Genomic DNA, 12,793 nt, shown 5'->3' with positions numbered 1-12,793 from the left:
AAAAATCAGGTGACAGTGGGCATTCCGCCATCAGCCGAATAGTCGACCGACACCCGCAGCAAAGTCGGAACGGCGACGTCGGCAGCCGCCTGCAGCGCAGGAGCAAGTTTGCTGTGGCTTTCGATGTCGTGATAGACCCAGCCAAAGGATCGGGCCAGTGACTCCCAATCGGGGTTGCCGAAGGAAAACTCGCGCGCACCTGGTTGTTTTTCGTCGATCAGACCATAGCCGTTGTCTTCCCAGACCAGAACAGTCACGGGCACGCACAACCGGGCCGCCGTCTCCATCTCCTGAACGTTCATCAGGAAGTCCCCATCACCGCAAACGGCGATTACCCGACCCTCGTCCAACAGACGGGCCGCCTCAATCGCTCCGGGCAGCGCAAGGCCCATACCGGCCAGGCCGTTCGGAATGATGATTTGCCCTGCCCGGCGCGCTTGAACCTTGCTGGCGACCCAAAGTTTGTGCAAGCCCACACCAGACAACAGAACGTCGCCTTCGCGAAGCGTTTCGGAAATCGCCTGACAAATGTTCGACGGCGCGACACAGGCGGCATCGGAAGGTGTTGGCCCACCTTCCAGCGAGGCGTCAATCCTCCGCTGGAGACTTTTGAACCAGCTTTGCGCGGAACGTTCGGCCGTGGCCTTCGCCAGAACGTCAATGCAGTGCGGAAGATCCCCAGTCAGAGCGGCCTTTACCGGCCAGTCCACATCAACCGCCGAGGCCACGTCCGAGATCTCGAGAACCGGCTTCTTACCGCCCATCGAGATGTTCGAGGTTGGATATTCAACCGGGTCAAACCCGATGGCAATGATCAGATCGCACAGGTCGAAGGCTTCAGACACCAATTCTTTGCCCGGTTGACCGACCGAATGCAGCGAGAGCGGGTGCCCCGGCGGCAAAACGCCTTTGGCCATGAATGTCGTGACGACCGGGGCGGAAAGGCTTTCTGAAAGTGCCCGCACGTCGCTTGCCGTGCCGGATCGGATCACCCCGTGTCCTGCAAGAATCAAGGGCTTGTTTGCCTCGGCCAGCAGGCGCGCTGCACGGATGACCGCATCGGTCGCCGGCCGCACCTCGGCTGTCGGCGGCGCCACGAAAGGTTCGGCCAGAATCGGAACCTCGGCCAGATCCTCGGGCAGGGAAAGATGGACGGCACCGGGCTTGTCGAGCTTGCTCAACCGCACGGCCTCGGCGACGACTTGGGGAATTTCATCCGCGACCATCAGCGTTCGGCTCAACTTGGTGACTGGCGCGAAGAGTGCTTCGAGATCGATGATCTGATGGCTTTCGCGGCCCAGCCTGGACCGCGCACCCTGTCCCGTGAGGGCGATAAGCGGCACATGGTCAAGCGTGGCGTCAGCCACACCGGTGACAAGGTTGGTCGCCCCAGGTCCAAGTGTCGAGAGGCATACCGCCGGGTTCCCCGTCAAACGCCCGTGAACCGATGCCATGAACGCCGCCGATTGCTCGTGCCGGCACAGGACGAAGTCGATGCTCGACTTGTCGATTGCGGCGATCAGATCGGTTGTTTCCTCACCCGGAACACCGAATGCACAGGCCACGCCGTTGGCTTCCAGGCAGGCAACCAGCAATTCGGCGGCGGTTTGGGTATGGACGGCATCTTTCATAGGGCTTTGAACCTCGGGGTACTGTTTCAGGGAATGGGGATGCGCGGGGGCTCACCCACGGATCAGCCGCAAGATCAGCGAACCGATGAACAGGACCAGAAAGATCACGAAAAGGATCTGCGCAATACCGGCCGAGGCCGACGCGATGCCGCCAAACCCGAAGATGCCAGCAACGATAGCAAGTGCGAAAAAGATCAGCGCCCAGGACAACATGGGATTTCCTTTCATTTCTGTGGCTACTGACGGGTTAACGCTTGGAACCCCAGATTGGTTCCGGGTCATTTTGGTGGAACCTTTGACGAGCGCCCGCGTTGGGTCGATGAAAGGAGATCTGACATGACACAGAAAACGGCGAAAAAGGCCCCTCAGGACACTCCGCATGTGGAGATGGCGGCGCGGATCGAAGAAGTGGCCAAGGAGGCCAAATCAGCGTTGGAAGATGGCGTAACCGCAACGCGTGACACGTTGAAGACGGCGCGCGACGAGGCGCAAAAGCAGCTGACACTGACATCCGAGAAAAGTGCCGCATTCGTGCGCGAGAACCCGGGTCTGGCTATGGTCGGAGCGTTGGGCGTGGGTGTCCTGCTGGGCCTCGCGTTTCGCAAGGCGGACCGCGGTTAGAACACGCGATACTTCGCGACCGATATGGGCATCGAGTACGTATTGCCGGCCATGCTCGGCTTGGGTTTGGCCGGTCTACTGATCTGGTTCTTCATCAGGAATCGCTGACAGCGCTATTCGTCACTGCCACGCCAACCAACCCGCCATCCCAAAGGCCCAAAGCGCCTCAGCCGCGCTTTGGGTCTTCTTCTATTTCGGGTTTGATCTGGGCGTAGGCCAGCATCGTGAAGACAGCGGTTCCTCCGATGATGTTGCCGGCCAGAACGGGCAGGAAAAAGCTGAAAACGGCTGCGCCTGGTGGAAACTGCCCCTGAAGCATCAGAACCGCCATTTCCACCGATCCGGCAACGACGTGGGTAAAGTCACCGGCCGCAATCATCCAAGTGAAGATTACGATGACCAGCACCTCGTTGTTCTGTGCCGAAGGCAGCATCCAAACGATCGCCGCAATCAGGATCCCCGCCGGTATTCCGCGCAGAAAGCCAACCCAGGCGCCCATGCCGGTGGCGTGGTGGCTCAGGTCGTTGATGACCGCGACGAGTTGGGGCGACAACACCGGCGTATGGATCAGGAAGGCAGATATCGCAAACGCCCCCAGCACATTGGAACCCAGAACGATTGCCCACAGCCTGGCGGTTTTGGTGAAGCACGCGACGGACGGATTTATCATGGCTGGAACGACGGTCGTTATCGTGTTCTCTGTGAACAATTGCATCCGCCCCAAAATGACCAGGACAAAGCCGAGGGAATAGCCCAGGTTCTCGACCAGGAAGCGCCCGCTGGTTTCGGGCAGATGTGCCCGCAAAATCGCTTCACCCAGCACCGAAAAGCTGATCAGCACTCCAGCGGCAATCCCGGACCAGAACAACGCTTTGGTCGGGCGGTCCAGTTCCTCCTCGCCGTTTTGGCGGATGGTCTCGAAAATCAGGCGCGGAGACAGGCCGGACGCTTCTTCGACCGCTTCGCGCTCGCTCTCTTTCTCGACAAGATCTTTTCGCGGCGCGTTGTGTGTATTGGACATTTTGACCCCTTGTATCGACCTTCAAACCCAACGTTCTGCCGGTCGTTTTTGTTCCATTAGGCGCAAAAATCCTCAAGCCTCGTGCGAGAGCTGGGATCACACCCAGATCTTTGTCGGGAACTTTTGGCCACCTATCGCGTTGTGTCCTTGTAGGAACAACGACAAGTAACTCGAAAGGAACTTCGGTATGGTGGAAGTGTATGGCATTGGCGGTCTGATCGTCCTGGTTTTGTCGATCTGGGCCATTATCTCGATCATCGGCTCGTCTGCGACGACCGGTGCAAAAATCCTGTGGGTCCTTTTCGTTCTGTTGCTTCCGGTCGTCGGCTTCATCTGCTGGCTGATCTTTGGCCCGAAGGCAGCGCGCAGCGCGATCTGATCAGCGCGGAGATTTTCGGTACAAAAAAGCGCGGCATCGGCCGCGCTTTTTTTGGTTCAAGGATCTGGGGGGCACAATGCACCCTTCGCCGTCTCACCCAGGATCAGAACCGATCTTCAAGCCGTTCCCACTAAAATCAATGGCTGCGATCTTGCGGGCAAGATCTGCGGCCGTAAAAGGCCGTATCAGTGCCGCACATTCAAATTGCGCTTGCACCTCGGGGGACGGGTCCAACAGCAACAGCGCACTGCCGCGCTCGGCCAACAGCCGCGCGACGGCGTCAAATGACGTCTCACTTCTGCGATAGCTCAGAACGCTCAAGGCTGGGGCGAATTTGGGCTCCTGCCAGAAATGCCTGCCCGCGTGCAGCTCGCGGATATGGACAATGCGATCGGTTGGAACTCCGGGGATGGCGTCACTGATGTCCGCTGCTTCGATAAAGTTTTCCGTAACAATCAAAACATCTGCTACGCTGCGGGAAGAGGCTTCCATAAATACCATCCTGAAATCTGTTCGATGCCACCCTAGGGCAATCCCACAGCGCCGCAATAAACTATGACACAGCAACGAAAAAATTCTCTAATCGCATGTGCGGACTGTCCGCTGAGGCAGATGGACGTCTTCCTGCCGTTCTCGGAAGACGACCTGCGATTCATGCAGAGGTTCAAAACCGGCGAGATGCAGGCCGAACCCGGAACGCAACTGTTCATCGAGGGTGCGAAATCCGCGCATCTGTTCACGGTTCTGAGCGGGATGGGCGTTCGTTATAAAACGCTGGAAAATGGTCGCAGGCAGGTCATCGGCTTTGTGCTTCCAGGCGATCTCGTCGGGCTGCAGGCTGGGGTCATGGGCGAGATGCGGCACTCCGTCGAAGCGACAACCGCGATGCGGCTGTGCGTGTTCAATCGCTCGCGGCTGTTCGAATTATATCAGAACCAGCCTGATCGCGCCTTTGACCTGACATTCCTGGCCGCCGTCGAAGAGCATTTTCTGGGCGACGCCCTGACAACCGTTGGCCAGCGCGGCGCGATCGAGAAGATCGCGTGGAGCCTGCACCGGTTTTACACACGGTCGCAGGCCGTCGGATTGGCAAAAGGCTTGCGGTGTCCGCTGCCCTACCGGCAGCAGGATCTTGCGGATGCGTTGGGCTTGTCTCTGGTTCACACGAACAAGACCCTGCGCCGACTGAAGGATCTCGGCTTGGCCGAGTGGTCCAACAATGTGCTGCAGATTAACGACCTTGAGGGTCTGGCCGAGCTTGGCTTGGTCGAAATCACCGAAGCCGTTCCGCGCCCGCTGATCTAAACGTGGCGGATGGACAGGAATTGAAAAACCGCCGACCGAAAAATCGGCCGGCGGCTTGATCACGAGTTTTGCGACTGAAGAGCCGGTTTACGACCCTTCGTAGGACGGCATATCCTTCAGCATCTCCTTGTCGGCATGAACGAAGGCATAGGTGGTGTCACCATCGATTTCACGCATCAGCGACACGCGCGAGAAATCGATCAGAACATCCTTTTCCCCCAAGCCGAGGAACCCGCCGACGCCAATCACGGCCCCATCAACCGATCCGTCCATGTCAACGACAACCTCTTCGATCTCACCGATCCACTCTTGCGAGACGTCATAGACGCGCATGCCGGTCAGATCTTTGGCCGGGATGGTGTCTTGGGCAACGGGGACATAGCCCGTGATGTCGATGGTGGTTGGATCAACTGCATCGGCCATCTGTCCGGCTTTTTCGCTGATGTACTCACCAGTTGCTTCGGCTGCCTGGTCGACGTCTTCCGCCGTGTTCCGGGCGGCGTTCTTGATGTCCTGCGCGGTATTGGACAGCGCATCACCGGCTGCCTCGGCTGCCTCTTCCAGGTTCTTGCCGACTTCTTCGACATTCGAGCTTTCTGCATAGGCCGATGCCGACATCACCAGAACGATCGAAGTTGTGGTCAGAAAACGTTTCATAGCTCACTCCTTTGGTCTGTTCTGACCGCATTTCCCGCGGTCTTGTTGAACAAACGAATGACGCCGCGACTTGTTCCCAGAAAAGTGCAAAAATATCTGTTTTAAAAAGAAAAAAACCGCGCAACTGCGCGGTTTGACAAGCCGTGGTCAGACCTTCAGACCGGGTGCAGCGGATCGGAAGATGTGGACAGAACCATGTAGTGTTCGTCGTCGGGAATATTGCGTAACTCAGCGAACGGAAAACTCAGGATATCTGGTCGCCCGTCGATCAAGAGAAACCGCAGAACCTTGGTGTCAGGGTCGAACTCAATATCCTTTAATTTGCCCAACTCACCAGTAGCGTCAAACACGGGGTTGCCCCGCAACTTCGTAAACCATCGGAAGTTGCTACCAGGTGGCGTGGGTTGCGGGCGTTGGCGGAGAGCGTCATTCAGGACCGCCCCCATCACAACCGGCGCAATCGCGTTGCCGAACGGCCCTACGACCAGGGGCGGCAGGCCTTTGATGTCCACTGCAAGGGGATCTTCGTCTTCTTTGCGCTGGCGAAGGTGATGCAATTGCTGATGGGAAAACGCGCACTCTATCACGCTTGCACCAAGTTCGAGCGTATCGGCGGTGAAAGCCACCGGGTCATTCCCTCCGGCCACGCTCAAATTGACCAAGACGTACTCCAACTCGGTCTGCCCAGCGCTAATAGCGATATCGGAAACGCGACCAATCGCGTGGTCGGTCCCAGCTGGGACAACGGGCTTATTGATGAGGTCAGACAGTTTCATAGCGGTGGTGATTACCTTTGGGGTCTATCTTGGGAGTGCGTGGGGCGCCACCGATTTGACGCCACCCCACACAATATGGGCATCCACCTTTGGGCTACATGTCCTTGATCAGGCGATCCACGATTTCCCGAACGTCTTCTTTCGAATCTCCGTATTTCTTTTGGATGATGCCTTCCAGTTGCTCGCGATCGCCGCGGGCTTGCTCGATCTCATCATCGGTCAAATCGCCGAAACGCTCGATCAGCTTGCCTTTGAATTCGGTCCAGCGTCCAAGAATTTGGTCCCAGTTCATCGTAAATTCCTTTCGATTGCTTCGTCGCTGCCAGTGAAACGCACCAAACTCGAACTGGTTCCGGGCACCGGCGATATTTCTGCGTTGGCCCGAAAAATGGGGGTTCGGGCAGATACCGAACTGTGTCTTCAGTGGTGTTCGAACTGGTGTTGGGAACAATCTCGCCTTCCATGCGTTGGGGGACCGAGACCTCAACACAGGAGATCGAACCATGCCACGTCGAACCGAGACCGCGGAGAAAGCAAAAGCCCATGCCCAGGATCTGGCCGGCAAGGTCAAGGACACCGTGACCGCCGAGGCCTCGGCCCGGGCCGAATCGCTGAAGAACAGCGCAGCGCAGGAGGTTGAGAGCGCCGCTCATGCAGCCGACGCCGCTGCCGATGAATTTCCCGACCAATCGGTGCAGCATCAGGTCTTGTCGAGGATTGCGGACAACATGGAAGCTGTGGCTGGGCAAGTCCGCTCTGCCGACTTGGCCATTATGAGCCGAAAGGTGTCTGATTTCGCCCGCGAAAACCCGCTGTTGTTCGTCGGATCGGCTGCCTTGGCCGGGTTTGCTGCAGCCCGTTTCCTGAGCGCGCGCAATACGGGCGCGGCCCAATCCGCATCTTTTGGGGCAGATCCTTGGGATATTGATCCGTCGCTGTTGCATGGGACCTCGGCCGATACGTCGGGCCACACCAGCGCGCTGGCGCGGATGAATGGTGGCCGCGATGCATAACCCCAACGATCTGCGATCTGCACCGGGGCTTGTGGCAAACGCGCTCAAACATCTGTCGGGTTTGCTTCAGGCTGAGGTAAAGCTTGCCAAGGAGGAGTTGTCCCGAAACCTGACGCGAGCGGGGTTAGGGCTGGCCTGCATTGGCATTGCTCTGATCCTGTTGATGATCGCGCTGAACCTCATGGCCACAGCCCTGGTCGCGTATGTCGCCGCCAATGGACTGTCGGTGGGTATGGCCTCGTTGCTCGTTGGCGCGGGTTTCGTTCTGGTTGCTGCGTGCCTGGCGCTTTTTGGCCGGTCCCGCCTGTCCGCCACCGCGCTGGTCCCCGAGCAAACCATGAAAAACCTGCAGCGCGACATCGAAGCGATGAAGGAGTCGACCCATGTCTGACCTGACACCTCTTGAAACGCAGGTCGCATACGAACGCAGCGCTCTTGCACGCTCGCTGAATGCTCTGTCGGATACGCTGGCGCCGCCACGCCTGGCAGACGAGGCGAAATCGACGCTCGAAGCCTATGGCGGGCAGATCGGTGCGCAACTCTGGTCCGCGGCTCAAAAAAATCCGGCCGCCTTTGCTCTGCTCGGTGCAGGAGCAGCCCTTTTGGTTGCGGGTCCCGGGTCTGGCGCAAAAAGAACTCAATCCCCGCCCCAGGCCGTACCTCCGCAGCAGGCCTTCGACGGGTTTGACCGGCGTGTCGCCGACGCTGACAGCCGCATGAAACAGGAGATGACAGGAATGACTGAAAACAGCCAATCTGCCAGCGTGTTGTCCGCCGCCTTGGAACGTGGTCTGGACAAGCTCTCACCCCAAGCCCGTGCCCGTGTGATCGAAGCGCGCAAGGCCGCAATCGGTGCGCAGCAAGCGGTCGAGAAGCGTGCGCGGAAGGCGGCGAAGGCCTCGCAGACCTTCGTCCATGATCAGCCGCTGGCGGCCGGCGCATTGGCGCTGGGCGTAGGTATTCTGGCCGGCGCTCTGCTGCCCAACACTCGCAAAGAGGACGAGCTGCTGGGCCATCGGCGCGATCAGCTGATGCGTCACGCCCAAAAGGTTTTGAACGAAGAACTGGACAAGCTGCATGCCGCGGCCAATGTACGGCTGGATGACGCGGCAGATCGGGCCTCTGGCGCTTTGCGCAGTCAGTGAAGCGCGCCCATGCCAACTGCTTTCAGCTCTCCATCGGCCTTGCGTGCAATGCTGGCGATCCTGACCGGGATCGCCAGCATCACCGCTTTGTACCTGGCCCGGTCCATCGTCGCTCCGATCACATTCGCTTTGGTTTTGGGGGTCGTGGTCGCCCCGCTTGCCGACAAGCTTGAGAAGGTCGGTTGCCCGCGTGTGATATCCGCCTCGGCACTGCTGTTCGTGACCAGCACCGTCATTGTCGCGGCGTTCCTTCTGCTTGAACCGTTGCTGTCCACGCTGGTCGAACAGTTGCCTGCCATCAAACGTGAGTTGCGCTCTTGGGTCGCCGCGATGTCCGAGTTCATTCGGGGCATCGAAACGCTTGGACGCGAGATCGAGGAAACCGTCGGCGCCGATGGGGCAGCGGAAACGGAGTCCGCCCTTCCGTCAGTGATGGATGCCTTGTGGCTGGCGCCCAATTTCGGATCAAAGATCCTGATTTTCATCGGCACGCTGTTCTTTTTCGTTTTGACCCGGCCCGAGCTCTATGCCGCAGCCGGTCCCCTGAAAGAGCGGCTGTATCTGGCTGACCGCGCGGTCTATCGCTATTTCGCTGCCGTGACGTTGGTCAATATCGGCCTTGGGACTGTTACGGCTGTGGCCTTGGGGCTGATCGGCATCAATGACGCCGTAATCTGGGGGGTGGCCGCCGGCCTTCTGAATTTTGTGCTGTATCTCGGCCCGCTGATGATCCTGACCGGCCTTCTGATCGCCGGTTTAACCCAGTTCGGTGGAGCCGCGGCCCTGTTGCCTCCCCTGGTTTTCCTGGCGATCAATCTTTCTGAAGCACAATTCGTAACACCCGCCTTCGTTGGCCAACGTCTGCAGGTGAATCCGCTGGTCGTGTTCATCGCCATCATCTTTGGGCTTTGGCTTTGGGGGTCGGTCGGCGCCATCGTCGCGCTGCCGATCTTGCTGTGGTTCGGCGTGTTGATGAACCCCAAGGTCATGAGCCCGATCACAACCAGCTAGACGATGTTTTCAGTTACCCCGGGCAGCGGTTGCCGCATGTCGCGCGCAACGTCGGCGTCATGCGGGACGAGGAAGCCGCTGCGCGCTTCGGGGCGCCGCACACCGTTGGCCTGAACCTCTCGCCCCCACCACGCGAACATGGCATCGGGCTCGATCTGTTTGCTCAGATCATCCGAGAACCACCAATGGTCCACCAAGGCTTGTCGCAGAACCGCCACCCGCTGCCGGTCGGTGACCCGAAGGGCGACTTCTGTGTCCCACCGCAAAGACCGTCCGTTCAGGTTGGCGGACCCGACCAAGGCATGATTGTCATCCACCACCAGAACTTTGTTGTGAACGTGAATTATCGGAGACCCGCTCAGAACCTCGGCGCGGTCATCGGCCCCGCTTGCGGAAATCGGCTGGACCGGGGTCGAAAGCGATACACGGTCTTGGAACCCCTGCTGGATGATCTCCAGGCATTTGGCTTGAAGGTCCAACCCGAATTGCGCGTCCAGTCCGTCATGCCCGCCAAAGGCCACTTCCTCGGGTAAAGCTGGCAGAACAAGCACCAGTTTCAGGTCCTGCTTGTTAAGGCCCGCCTCAGCCAGAGCCTCGGCCAATCGAGTCGATCTGAAATACTGGGTCTCGATGTGCAGAAGTTGCCGCGCGGCTTGAAAGGCGGCTATGTGCTCATCCTCGATCTCATGCGCGATGGTCTTTGGCGACAGCCGCCAGAACGCAAACCGGCGCGGGCTGGACAGGGTGCGGCGCAGGTGGGTTGCCTGAGGGTCCGGTTGTCCGGTTGCGATTTCATGTTCGAACCGGTCGATATGGCGCGCGGCCTCGGCGGCCTCGGGTCCGCGGACAAGCAACTGAACGTCTGACCAGGTGTTTTTGGCCAGACGATCGTGATCCGGTGTGTCAAAGCGCCTTTCGTTCAAGTCCAATCCGCCGAGGTAGCAGATCTCATTGTCGATTACGGCGACTTTCTGATGGTGCGACACGGTGTGAAGCCGGGGTAACGTGTCCGACCCCAGCCGTACTGCCTGCCGTTCGCGTCGTTCGCGGGACAGCTTCTGAATCCGCTGCGCCTTTTTCCGAAGAACCGCCGGCAACAGCGCGGCCCACGGCAATGCGCCAGCCTGCGCCGGGTGCATGGACACGCGAACGGTCAAGCGCGAGGCGATTTCTGGACCCAGGATTTCCGCCAGCGCAACCGCCTGCCGTTTCGTGCGCCAGCTCAGCTCGTGCAACTCGGTCGCGAAGATCGGATCGAAATCGCTGATGACCAAATGAAACGTTACACCCTTGCGAATGACATGCTCGATCAGGTCAAACCAGGTTTCCCCAATCTGGCGCGCCTCGTCGCTGCGCAGCCGTGTCATGAAATCGAATATCCGAAAACTTGCCTTGATCTGGTGCCGGGCCTCAAGAACCGCTTTTTCCAAGGCGGGCCAGGCTTGCTCGGCCGTGATCAGGACCTCAAAGTCATTCTGCTGCGGCACGGGCATCACCGCTTCTCTCATCCGCAATGGACTGTGGTTCGCTATCCGCTTCTACTTCGGAGATTTCGAACGTCACCTCATACACATAATGCGATGACGTCTCGGTTATGTCTTCGGAACCGTCCAATTGGCGGAGGAAGGCCTGCATCAGCCGCTGACCGATCCCGCCGCTATGGAACATATCCGCACCGTCGTCTGTCTGCCCGCGCGTGTTGGAGATTTTCAGGTGCAGGGTGTTCTCCTCGGGTCGGGTCAATTCCACCGATATTGTCGGCGGTCCGTTCTGCGGAACGCCTACGTATTTGACCGCGTTCGTCAGTGCCTCGGCCACCAGCATCGACAGCGTGACTGCCTGATCCTGCCCCAGTTCGACAGGCGCGATCCGGCAGTCAACCTCGACCACCTGACCCAGAATTGGCGGTCGATGCGCCAGTTCGGCGACCAAATGTCCGATCAGTGCCTCGGTGTTGATCGTCGTCATCTGCGAGTTCTGGTTCAAGCTCTGGTGCACCATGGCCAGGCCGCGAACCCGACGCTGCAACTGTTCCAGCAAGCGCCGGGCCTCGGTGGTTTCGGCCTTGCGCAAATGCATGTTCATGATCGAAGCGATCAGTTGAAGATTGTTTTTGACGCGATGGTGTACCTCGCGCAACAAGATCGTTTTTTCGACAAGGTCGCGTTCGTGCTGCGCCTCAGCCTCGCGGATCAACAAGACCATGCGGTTGAATGCAGTCTGTATTTGCTGAAACTCCTGCGGGGCGCCTGCGAGGCTTTCAATCGGGTCGCGCTCGCCCAACGCGAAACGACGCACGGCCGAACGCAAGCTGTCGAGATGCCGGATCACCAATCGATGCAGGCCCCACAAGGCAACTCCCAGACCGGTCACCCACATCAGGATCGGAAAAGCAATGGTCAGGGCAGTGCTGCCTGCACCGACAGAGGCCAGCGCCGCCTCGCGTGGCCAACTGCCAATCACGGCGACTTCGCCCGGAATGATGCTGGCAACTGCAAAAACCCGATCCTCTCCGTCGGCCGTTTTAGCCGAAAATGTTTTGCCGGAACTGGACAGAACCAACAGGTTTTCTTTCGCGGGCGGTAGGAATGGTTTGACCTCATCCAAGCCCACATTTGATGACAGCACTTCTCCGGTCGCGTCGAACAGGGCGATGACCACGTCACTACCAATGTTGCCAACATCCATGGGCGTGCGCGCCAGCGCATGAGGTATCGAGATGGAGACGAACCCCATAAGCTCAGTCCTGTTCATGACCGGCTGGGTTACGATGATCACTGATTGCCCTGTCGCCGCCCCGGCACGACTGACAGAAAAAGTAAGCTGCGGATTTTCCGAGATCTGCCCGAAACCGGGCGCGTCCGACAAATCGATGTCCTTCTCGACGGTCGAGCAGGCCATAATCCCATTTGGCTGGATGAATCCGGCAAATACGAACTCGGGCTGGCGTTCAACGAACCGGCGCATGAGGTCCGAACAAGCGGCATTGTCCAGGCTTCCCTCCGCAAGCGCGGCTGTAAGTCCCGAACTGGCACCAACAGCTTTCTGTAGAAGCTCCCGTTCGCGGGTGGCAGCTTCGATCGTGCGCGCCAAAACCGAGGCCCGAGATCTTTCGTCGGCCTCGGTAATCACAGCGCGTGTCTGCAATACCGCAATCAGCCCCAAAGGCAAAAGCGCCAGGGTGACCAGCGCGGCAAGATAGACGGTCAGGCTGCGCGGTTTCGCACCCATCGA

Annotated in this window: 16 protein-coding genes; 7 read left to right on the top strand and 9 right to left on the bottom strand. The window is 59.0% G+C overall.

Features of this window, described 5'->3' with window-relative positions; all coding sequences use genetic code 11:
• Nucleotides 1–5: 5 nt before the first annotated feature.
• Together ACR0FB_RS10490 and ACR0FB_RS10485 are read right to left on the bottom strand one after the other, a co-directional pair.
• Nucleotides 6–1,631, bottom strand: coding sequence for an acetolactate synthase large subunit (locus ACR0FB_RS10490; RefSeq protein WP_480620577.1), 1,626 nt, complete (start codon nucleotides 1,629–1,631; stop codon nucleotides 6–8).
• 51 nt (nucleotides 1,632–1,682) lie between these two features.
• A complete protein-coding gene (locus tag ACR0FB_RS10485; protein ID WP_093961673.1) occupies nucleotides 1,683–1,844 on the bottom strand; it encodes a DUF1328 domain-containing protein in 162 nt (53 codons plus the stop codon).
• Nucleotides 1,845–1,967: 123 nt separating this feature from the next.
• Here ACR0FB_RS10485 and ACR0FB_RS10480 point away from each other — a divergent pair, with 123 nt between their 5' ends.
• On the top strand, nucleotides 1,968–2,252 hold the full coding sequence (locus tag ACR0FB_RS10480) for a hypothetical protein (protein WP_480491751.1): 285 nt from the start codon (nucleotides 1,968–1,970) through the stop codon (nucleotides 2,250–2,252).
• 166 nt (nucleotides 2,253–2,418) lie between these two features.
• Here the strand turns inward: ACR0FB_RS10480 and ACR0FB_RS10475 are convergent, their stop codons facing one another.
• Entirely contained in the window at nucleotides 2,419–3,273 is an 855-nt protein-coding gene (locus ACR0FB_RS10475) for a formate/nitrite transporter family protein (RefSeq protein WP_480620575.1), read from the bottom strand.
• 187 nt (nucleotides 3,274–3,460) lie between these two features.
• Here ACR0FB_RS10475 and ACR0FB_RS10470 point away from each other — a divergent pair, with 187 nt between their 5' ends.
• Complete coding sequence (locus ACR0FB_RS10470) at nucleotides 3,461–3,652, top strand: PLDc N-terminal domain-containing protein (protein WP_171172676.1); 192 nt, start codon at nucleotides 3,461–3,463, stop codon at nucleotides 3,650–3,652.
• Nucleotides 3,653–3,745: 93 nt separating this feature from the next.
• On the opposite strand, the gene ACR0FB_RS10465 is transcribed toward ACR0FB_RS10470, so the two are convergent.
• Nucleotides 3,746–4,144, bottom strand: coding sequence for a hypothetical protein (locus ACR0FB_RS10465; protein WP_171724069.1), 399 nt, complete (start codon nucleotides 4,142–4,144; stop codon nucleotides 3,746–3,748).
• Between the two features lie 63 nt (nucleotides 4,145–4,207).
• Here ACR0FB_RS10465 and ACR0FB_RS10460 point away from each other — a divergent pair, with 63 nt between their 5' ends.
• Nucleotides 4,208–4,957, top strand: coding sequence for a Crp/Fnr family transcriptional regulator (locus ACR0FB_RS10460; protein WP_171635504.1), 750 nt, complete (start codon nucleotides 4,208–4,210; stop codon nucleotides 4,955–4,957).
• A gap of 87 nt (nucleotides 4,958–5,044) precedes the next feature.
• Here ACR0FB_RS10460 and ACR0FB_RS10455 read toward each other — a convergent pair whose 3' ends face one another.
• From ACR0FB_RS10455 to ACR0FB_RS10445, 3 genes are all read right to left on the bottom strand, one after another.
• Complete coding sequence (locus tag ACR0FB_RS10455) at nucleotides 5,045–5,614, bottom strand: PRC-barrel domain-containing protein (RefSeq protein ID WP_480620573.1); 570 nt, start codon at nucleotides 5,612–5,614, stop codon at nucleotides 5,045–5,047.
• Nucleotides 5,615–5,769: 155 nt separating this feature from the next.
• Complete coding sequence (locus tag ACR0FB_RS10450; protein WP_171635508.1) at nucleotides 5,770–6,390, bottom strand: PRC-barrel domain-containing protein; 621 nt, start codon at nucleotides 6,388–6,390, stop codon at nucleotides 5,770–5,772.
• Between the two features lie 94 nt (nucleotides 6,391–6,484).
• The gene (locus ACR0FB_RS10445) at nucleotides 6,485–6,682 is read right to left on the bottom strand and encodes a CsbD family protein (protein ID WP_171116905.1); all 198 of its coding nucleotides are present in this window, start codon (nucleotides 6,680–6,682) and stop codon (nucleotides 6,485–6,487) included.
• Between the two features lie 211 nt (nucleotides 6,683–6,893).
• On the opposite strand from ACR0FB_RS10445, the gene ACR0FB_RS10440 reads away from it, so the two are divergent.
• Genes ACR0FB_RS10440 through ACR0FB_RS10425 form a run of 4 tightly spaced genes read left to right on the top strand, consistent with a single transcriptional unit; the run spans nucleotide 6,894 to nucleotide 9,559 of the window.
• Nucleotides 6,894–7,403: a hypothetical protein gene (locus ACR0FB_RS10440; RefSeq protein ID WP_480620571.1), complete on the top strand. Its 510-nt coding sequence runs from the start codon at nucleotides 6,894–6,896 to the stop codon at nucleotides 7,401–7,403.
• On the top strand, nucleotides 7,396–7,794 hold the full coding sequence (locus tag ACR0FB_RS10435) for a phage holin family protein (protein WP_171724072.1): 399 nt from the start codon (nucleotides 7,396–7,398) through the stop codon (nucleotides 7,792–7,794). The genes ACR0FB_RS10440 and ACR0FB_RS10435 overlap by 8 nt, the downstream gene beginning before the upstream one ends.
• The gene (locus ACR0FB_RS10430) at nucleotides 7,787–8,548 is read left to right on the top strand and encodes a hypothetical protein (protein ID WP_480620569.1); all 762 of its coding nucleotides are present in this window, start codon (nucleotides 7,787–7,789) and stop codon (nucleotides 8,546–8,548) included. Before ACR0FB_RS10435 ends, ACR0FB_RS10430 begins: the two co-directional genes overlap by 8 nt.
• A gap of 9 nt (nucleotides 8,549–8,557) precedes the next feature.
• Nucleotides 8,558–9,559: an AI-2E family transporter gene (locus ACR0FB_RS10425; RefSeq protein WP_480620567.1), complete on the top strand. Its 1,002-nt coding sequence runs from the start codon at nucleotides 8,558–8,560 to the stop codon at nucleotides 9,557–9,559.
• On the opposite strand, the gene ACR0FB_RS10420 is transcribed toward ACR0FB_RS10425, so the two are convergent.
• Both ACR0FB_RS10420 and ACR0FB_RS10415 read right to left on the bottom strand, forming a co-directional pair.
• On the bottom strand, nucleotides 9,556–11,052 hold the full coding sequence (locus ACR0FB_RS10420; protein WP_480620565.1) for a phospholipase D family protein: 1,497 nt from the start codon (nucleotides 11,050–11,052) through the stop codon (nucleotides 9,556–9,558). The genes ACR0FB_RS10425 and ACR0FB_RS10420 overlap by 4 nt on opposite strands.
• Nucleotides 11,030–12,790 (bottom strand): sensor histidine kinase, encoded by a 1,761-nt coding sequence (locus tag ACR0FB_RS10415; RefSeq protein ID WP_480620564.1) that lies wholly within the window; start codon nucleotides 12,788–12,790, stop codon nucleotides 11,030–11,032. Before ACR0FB_RS10415 ends, ACR0FB_RS10420 begins: the two co-directional genes overlap by 23 nt.
• Nucleotides 12,791–12,793 lie beyond the last annotated feature (3 nt).

Source organism: Ruegeria sp. P10, assembly GCF_056534925.1.
The sequence above is the reverse complement of the archived record's forward strand: the minus strand, read 5'-3'. Positions and strand labels throughout refer to the sequence as shown.

What these genes read in the sequence shown, in the direction of transcription:
- ACR0FB_RS10450 (WP_171635508.1), bottom strand. Translation starts at nt 6,390, where the DNA reads ATGAAACTGTCTGACCTCATCAATAAGCCCGTTGTCCCAGCTGGGACC.
- ACR0FB_RS10425 (WP_480620567.1), top strand. Translation starts at nt 8,558, where the DNA reads ATGCCAACTGCTTTCAGCTCTCCATCGGCCTTGCGTGCAATGCTGGCG.
- ACR0FB_RS10480 (WP_480491751.1), top strand. Translation starts at nt 1,968, where the DNA reads ATGACACAGAAAACGGCGAAAAAGGCCCCTCAGGACACTCCGCATGTG.
- ACR0FB_RS10430 (WP_480620569.1), top strand. Translation starts at nt 7,787, where the DNA reads ATGTCTGACCTGACACCTCTTGAAACGCAGGTCGCATACGAACGCAGC.
- ACR0FB_RS10440 (WP_480620571.1), top strand. Translation starts at nt 6,894, where the DNA reads ATGCCACGTCGAACCGAGACCGCGGAGAAAGCAAAAGCCCATGCCCAG.
- ACR0FB_RS10455 (WP_480620573.1), bottom strand. Translation starts at nt 5,614, where the DNA reads ATGAAACGTTTTCTGACCACAACTTCGATCGTTCTGGTGATGTCGGCA.
- ACR0FB_RS10445 (WP_171116905.1), bottom strand. Translation starts at nt 6,682, where the DNA reads ATGAACTGGGACCAAATTCTTGGACGCTGGACCGAATTCAAAGGCAAG.
- ACR0FB_RS10465 (WP_171724069.1), bottom strand. Translation starts at nt 4,144, where the DNA reads ATGGAAGCCTCTTCCCGCAGCGTAGCAGATGTTTTGATTGTTACGGAA.
- ACR0FB_RS10470 (WP_171172676.1), top strand. Translation starts at nt 3,461, where the DNA reads ATGGTGGAAGTGTATGGCATTGGCGGTCTGATCGTCCTGGTTTTGTCG.
- ACR0FB_RS10420 (WP_480620565.1), bottom strand. Translation starts at nt 11,052, where the DNA reads ATGCCCGTGCCGCAGCAGAATGACTTTGAGGTCCTGATCACGGCCGAG.
- ACR0FB_RS10490 (WP_480620577.1), bottom strand. Translation starts at nt 1,631, where the DNA reads ATGAAAGATGCCGTCCATACCCAAACCGCCGCCGAATTGCTGGTTGCC.
- ACR0FB_RS10475 (WP_480620575.1), bottom strand. Translation starts at nt 3,273, where the DNA reads ATGTCCAATACACACAACGCGCCGCGAAAAGATCTTGTCGAGAAAGAG.
- ACR0FB_RS10460 (WP_171635504.1), top strand. Translation starts at nt 4,208, where the DNA reads ATGACACAGCAACGAAAAAATTCTCTAATCGCATGTGCGGACTGTCCG.
- ACR0FB_RS10485 (WP_093961673.1), bottom strand. Translation starts at nt 1,844, where the DNA reads ATGTTGTCCTGGGCGCTGATCTTTTTCGCACTTGCTATCGTTGCTGGC.
- ACR0FB_RS10415 (WP_480620564.1), bottom strand. Translation starts at nt 12,790, where the DNA reads ATGGGTGCGAAACCGCGCAGCCTGACCGTCTATCTTGCCGCGCTGGTC.
- ACR0FB_RS10435 (WP_171724072.1), top strand. Translation starts at nt 7,396, where the DNA reads ATGCATAACCCCAACGATCTGCGATCTGCACCGGGGCTTGTGGCAAAC.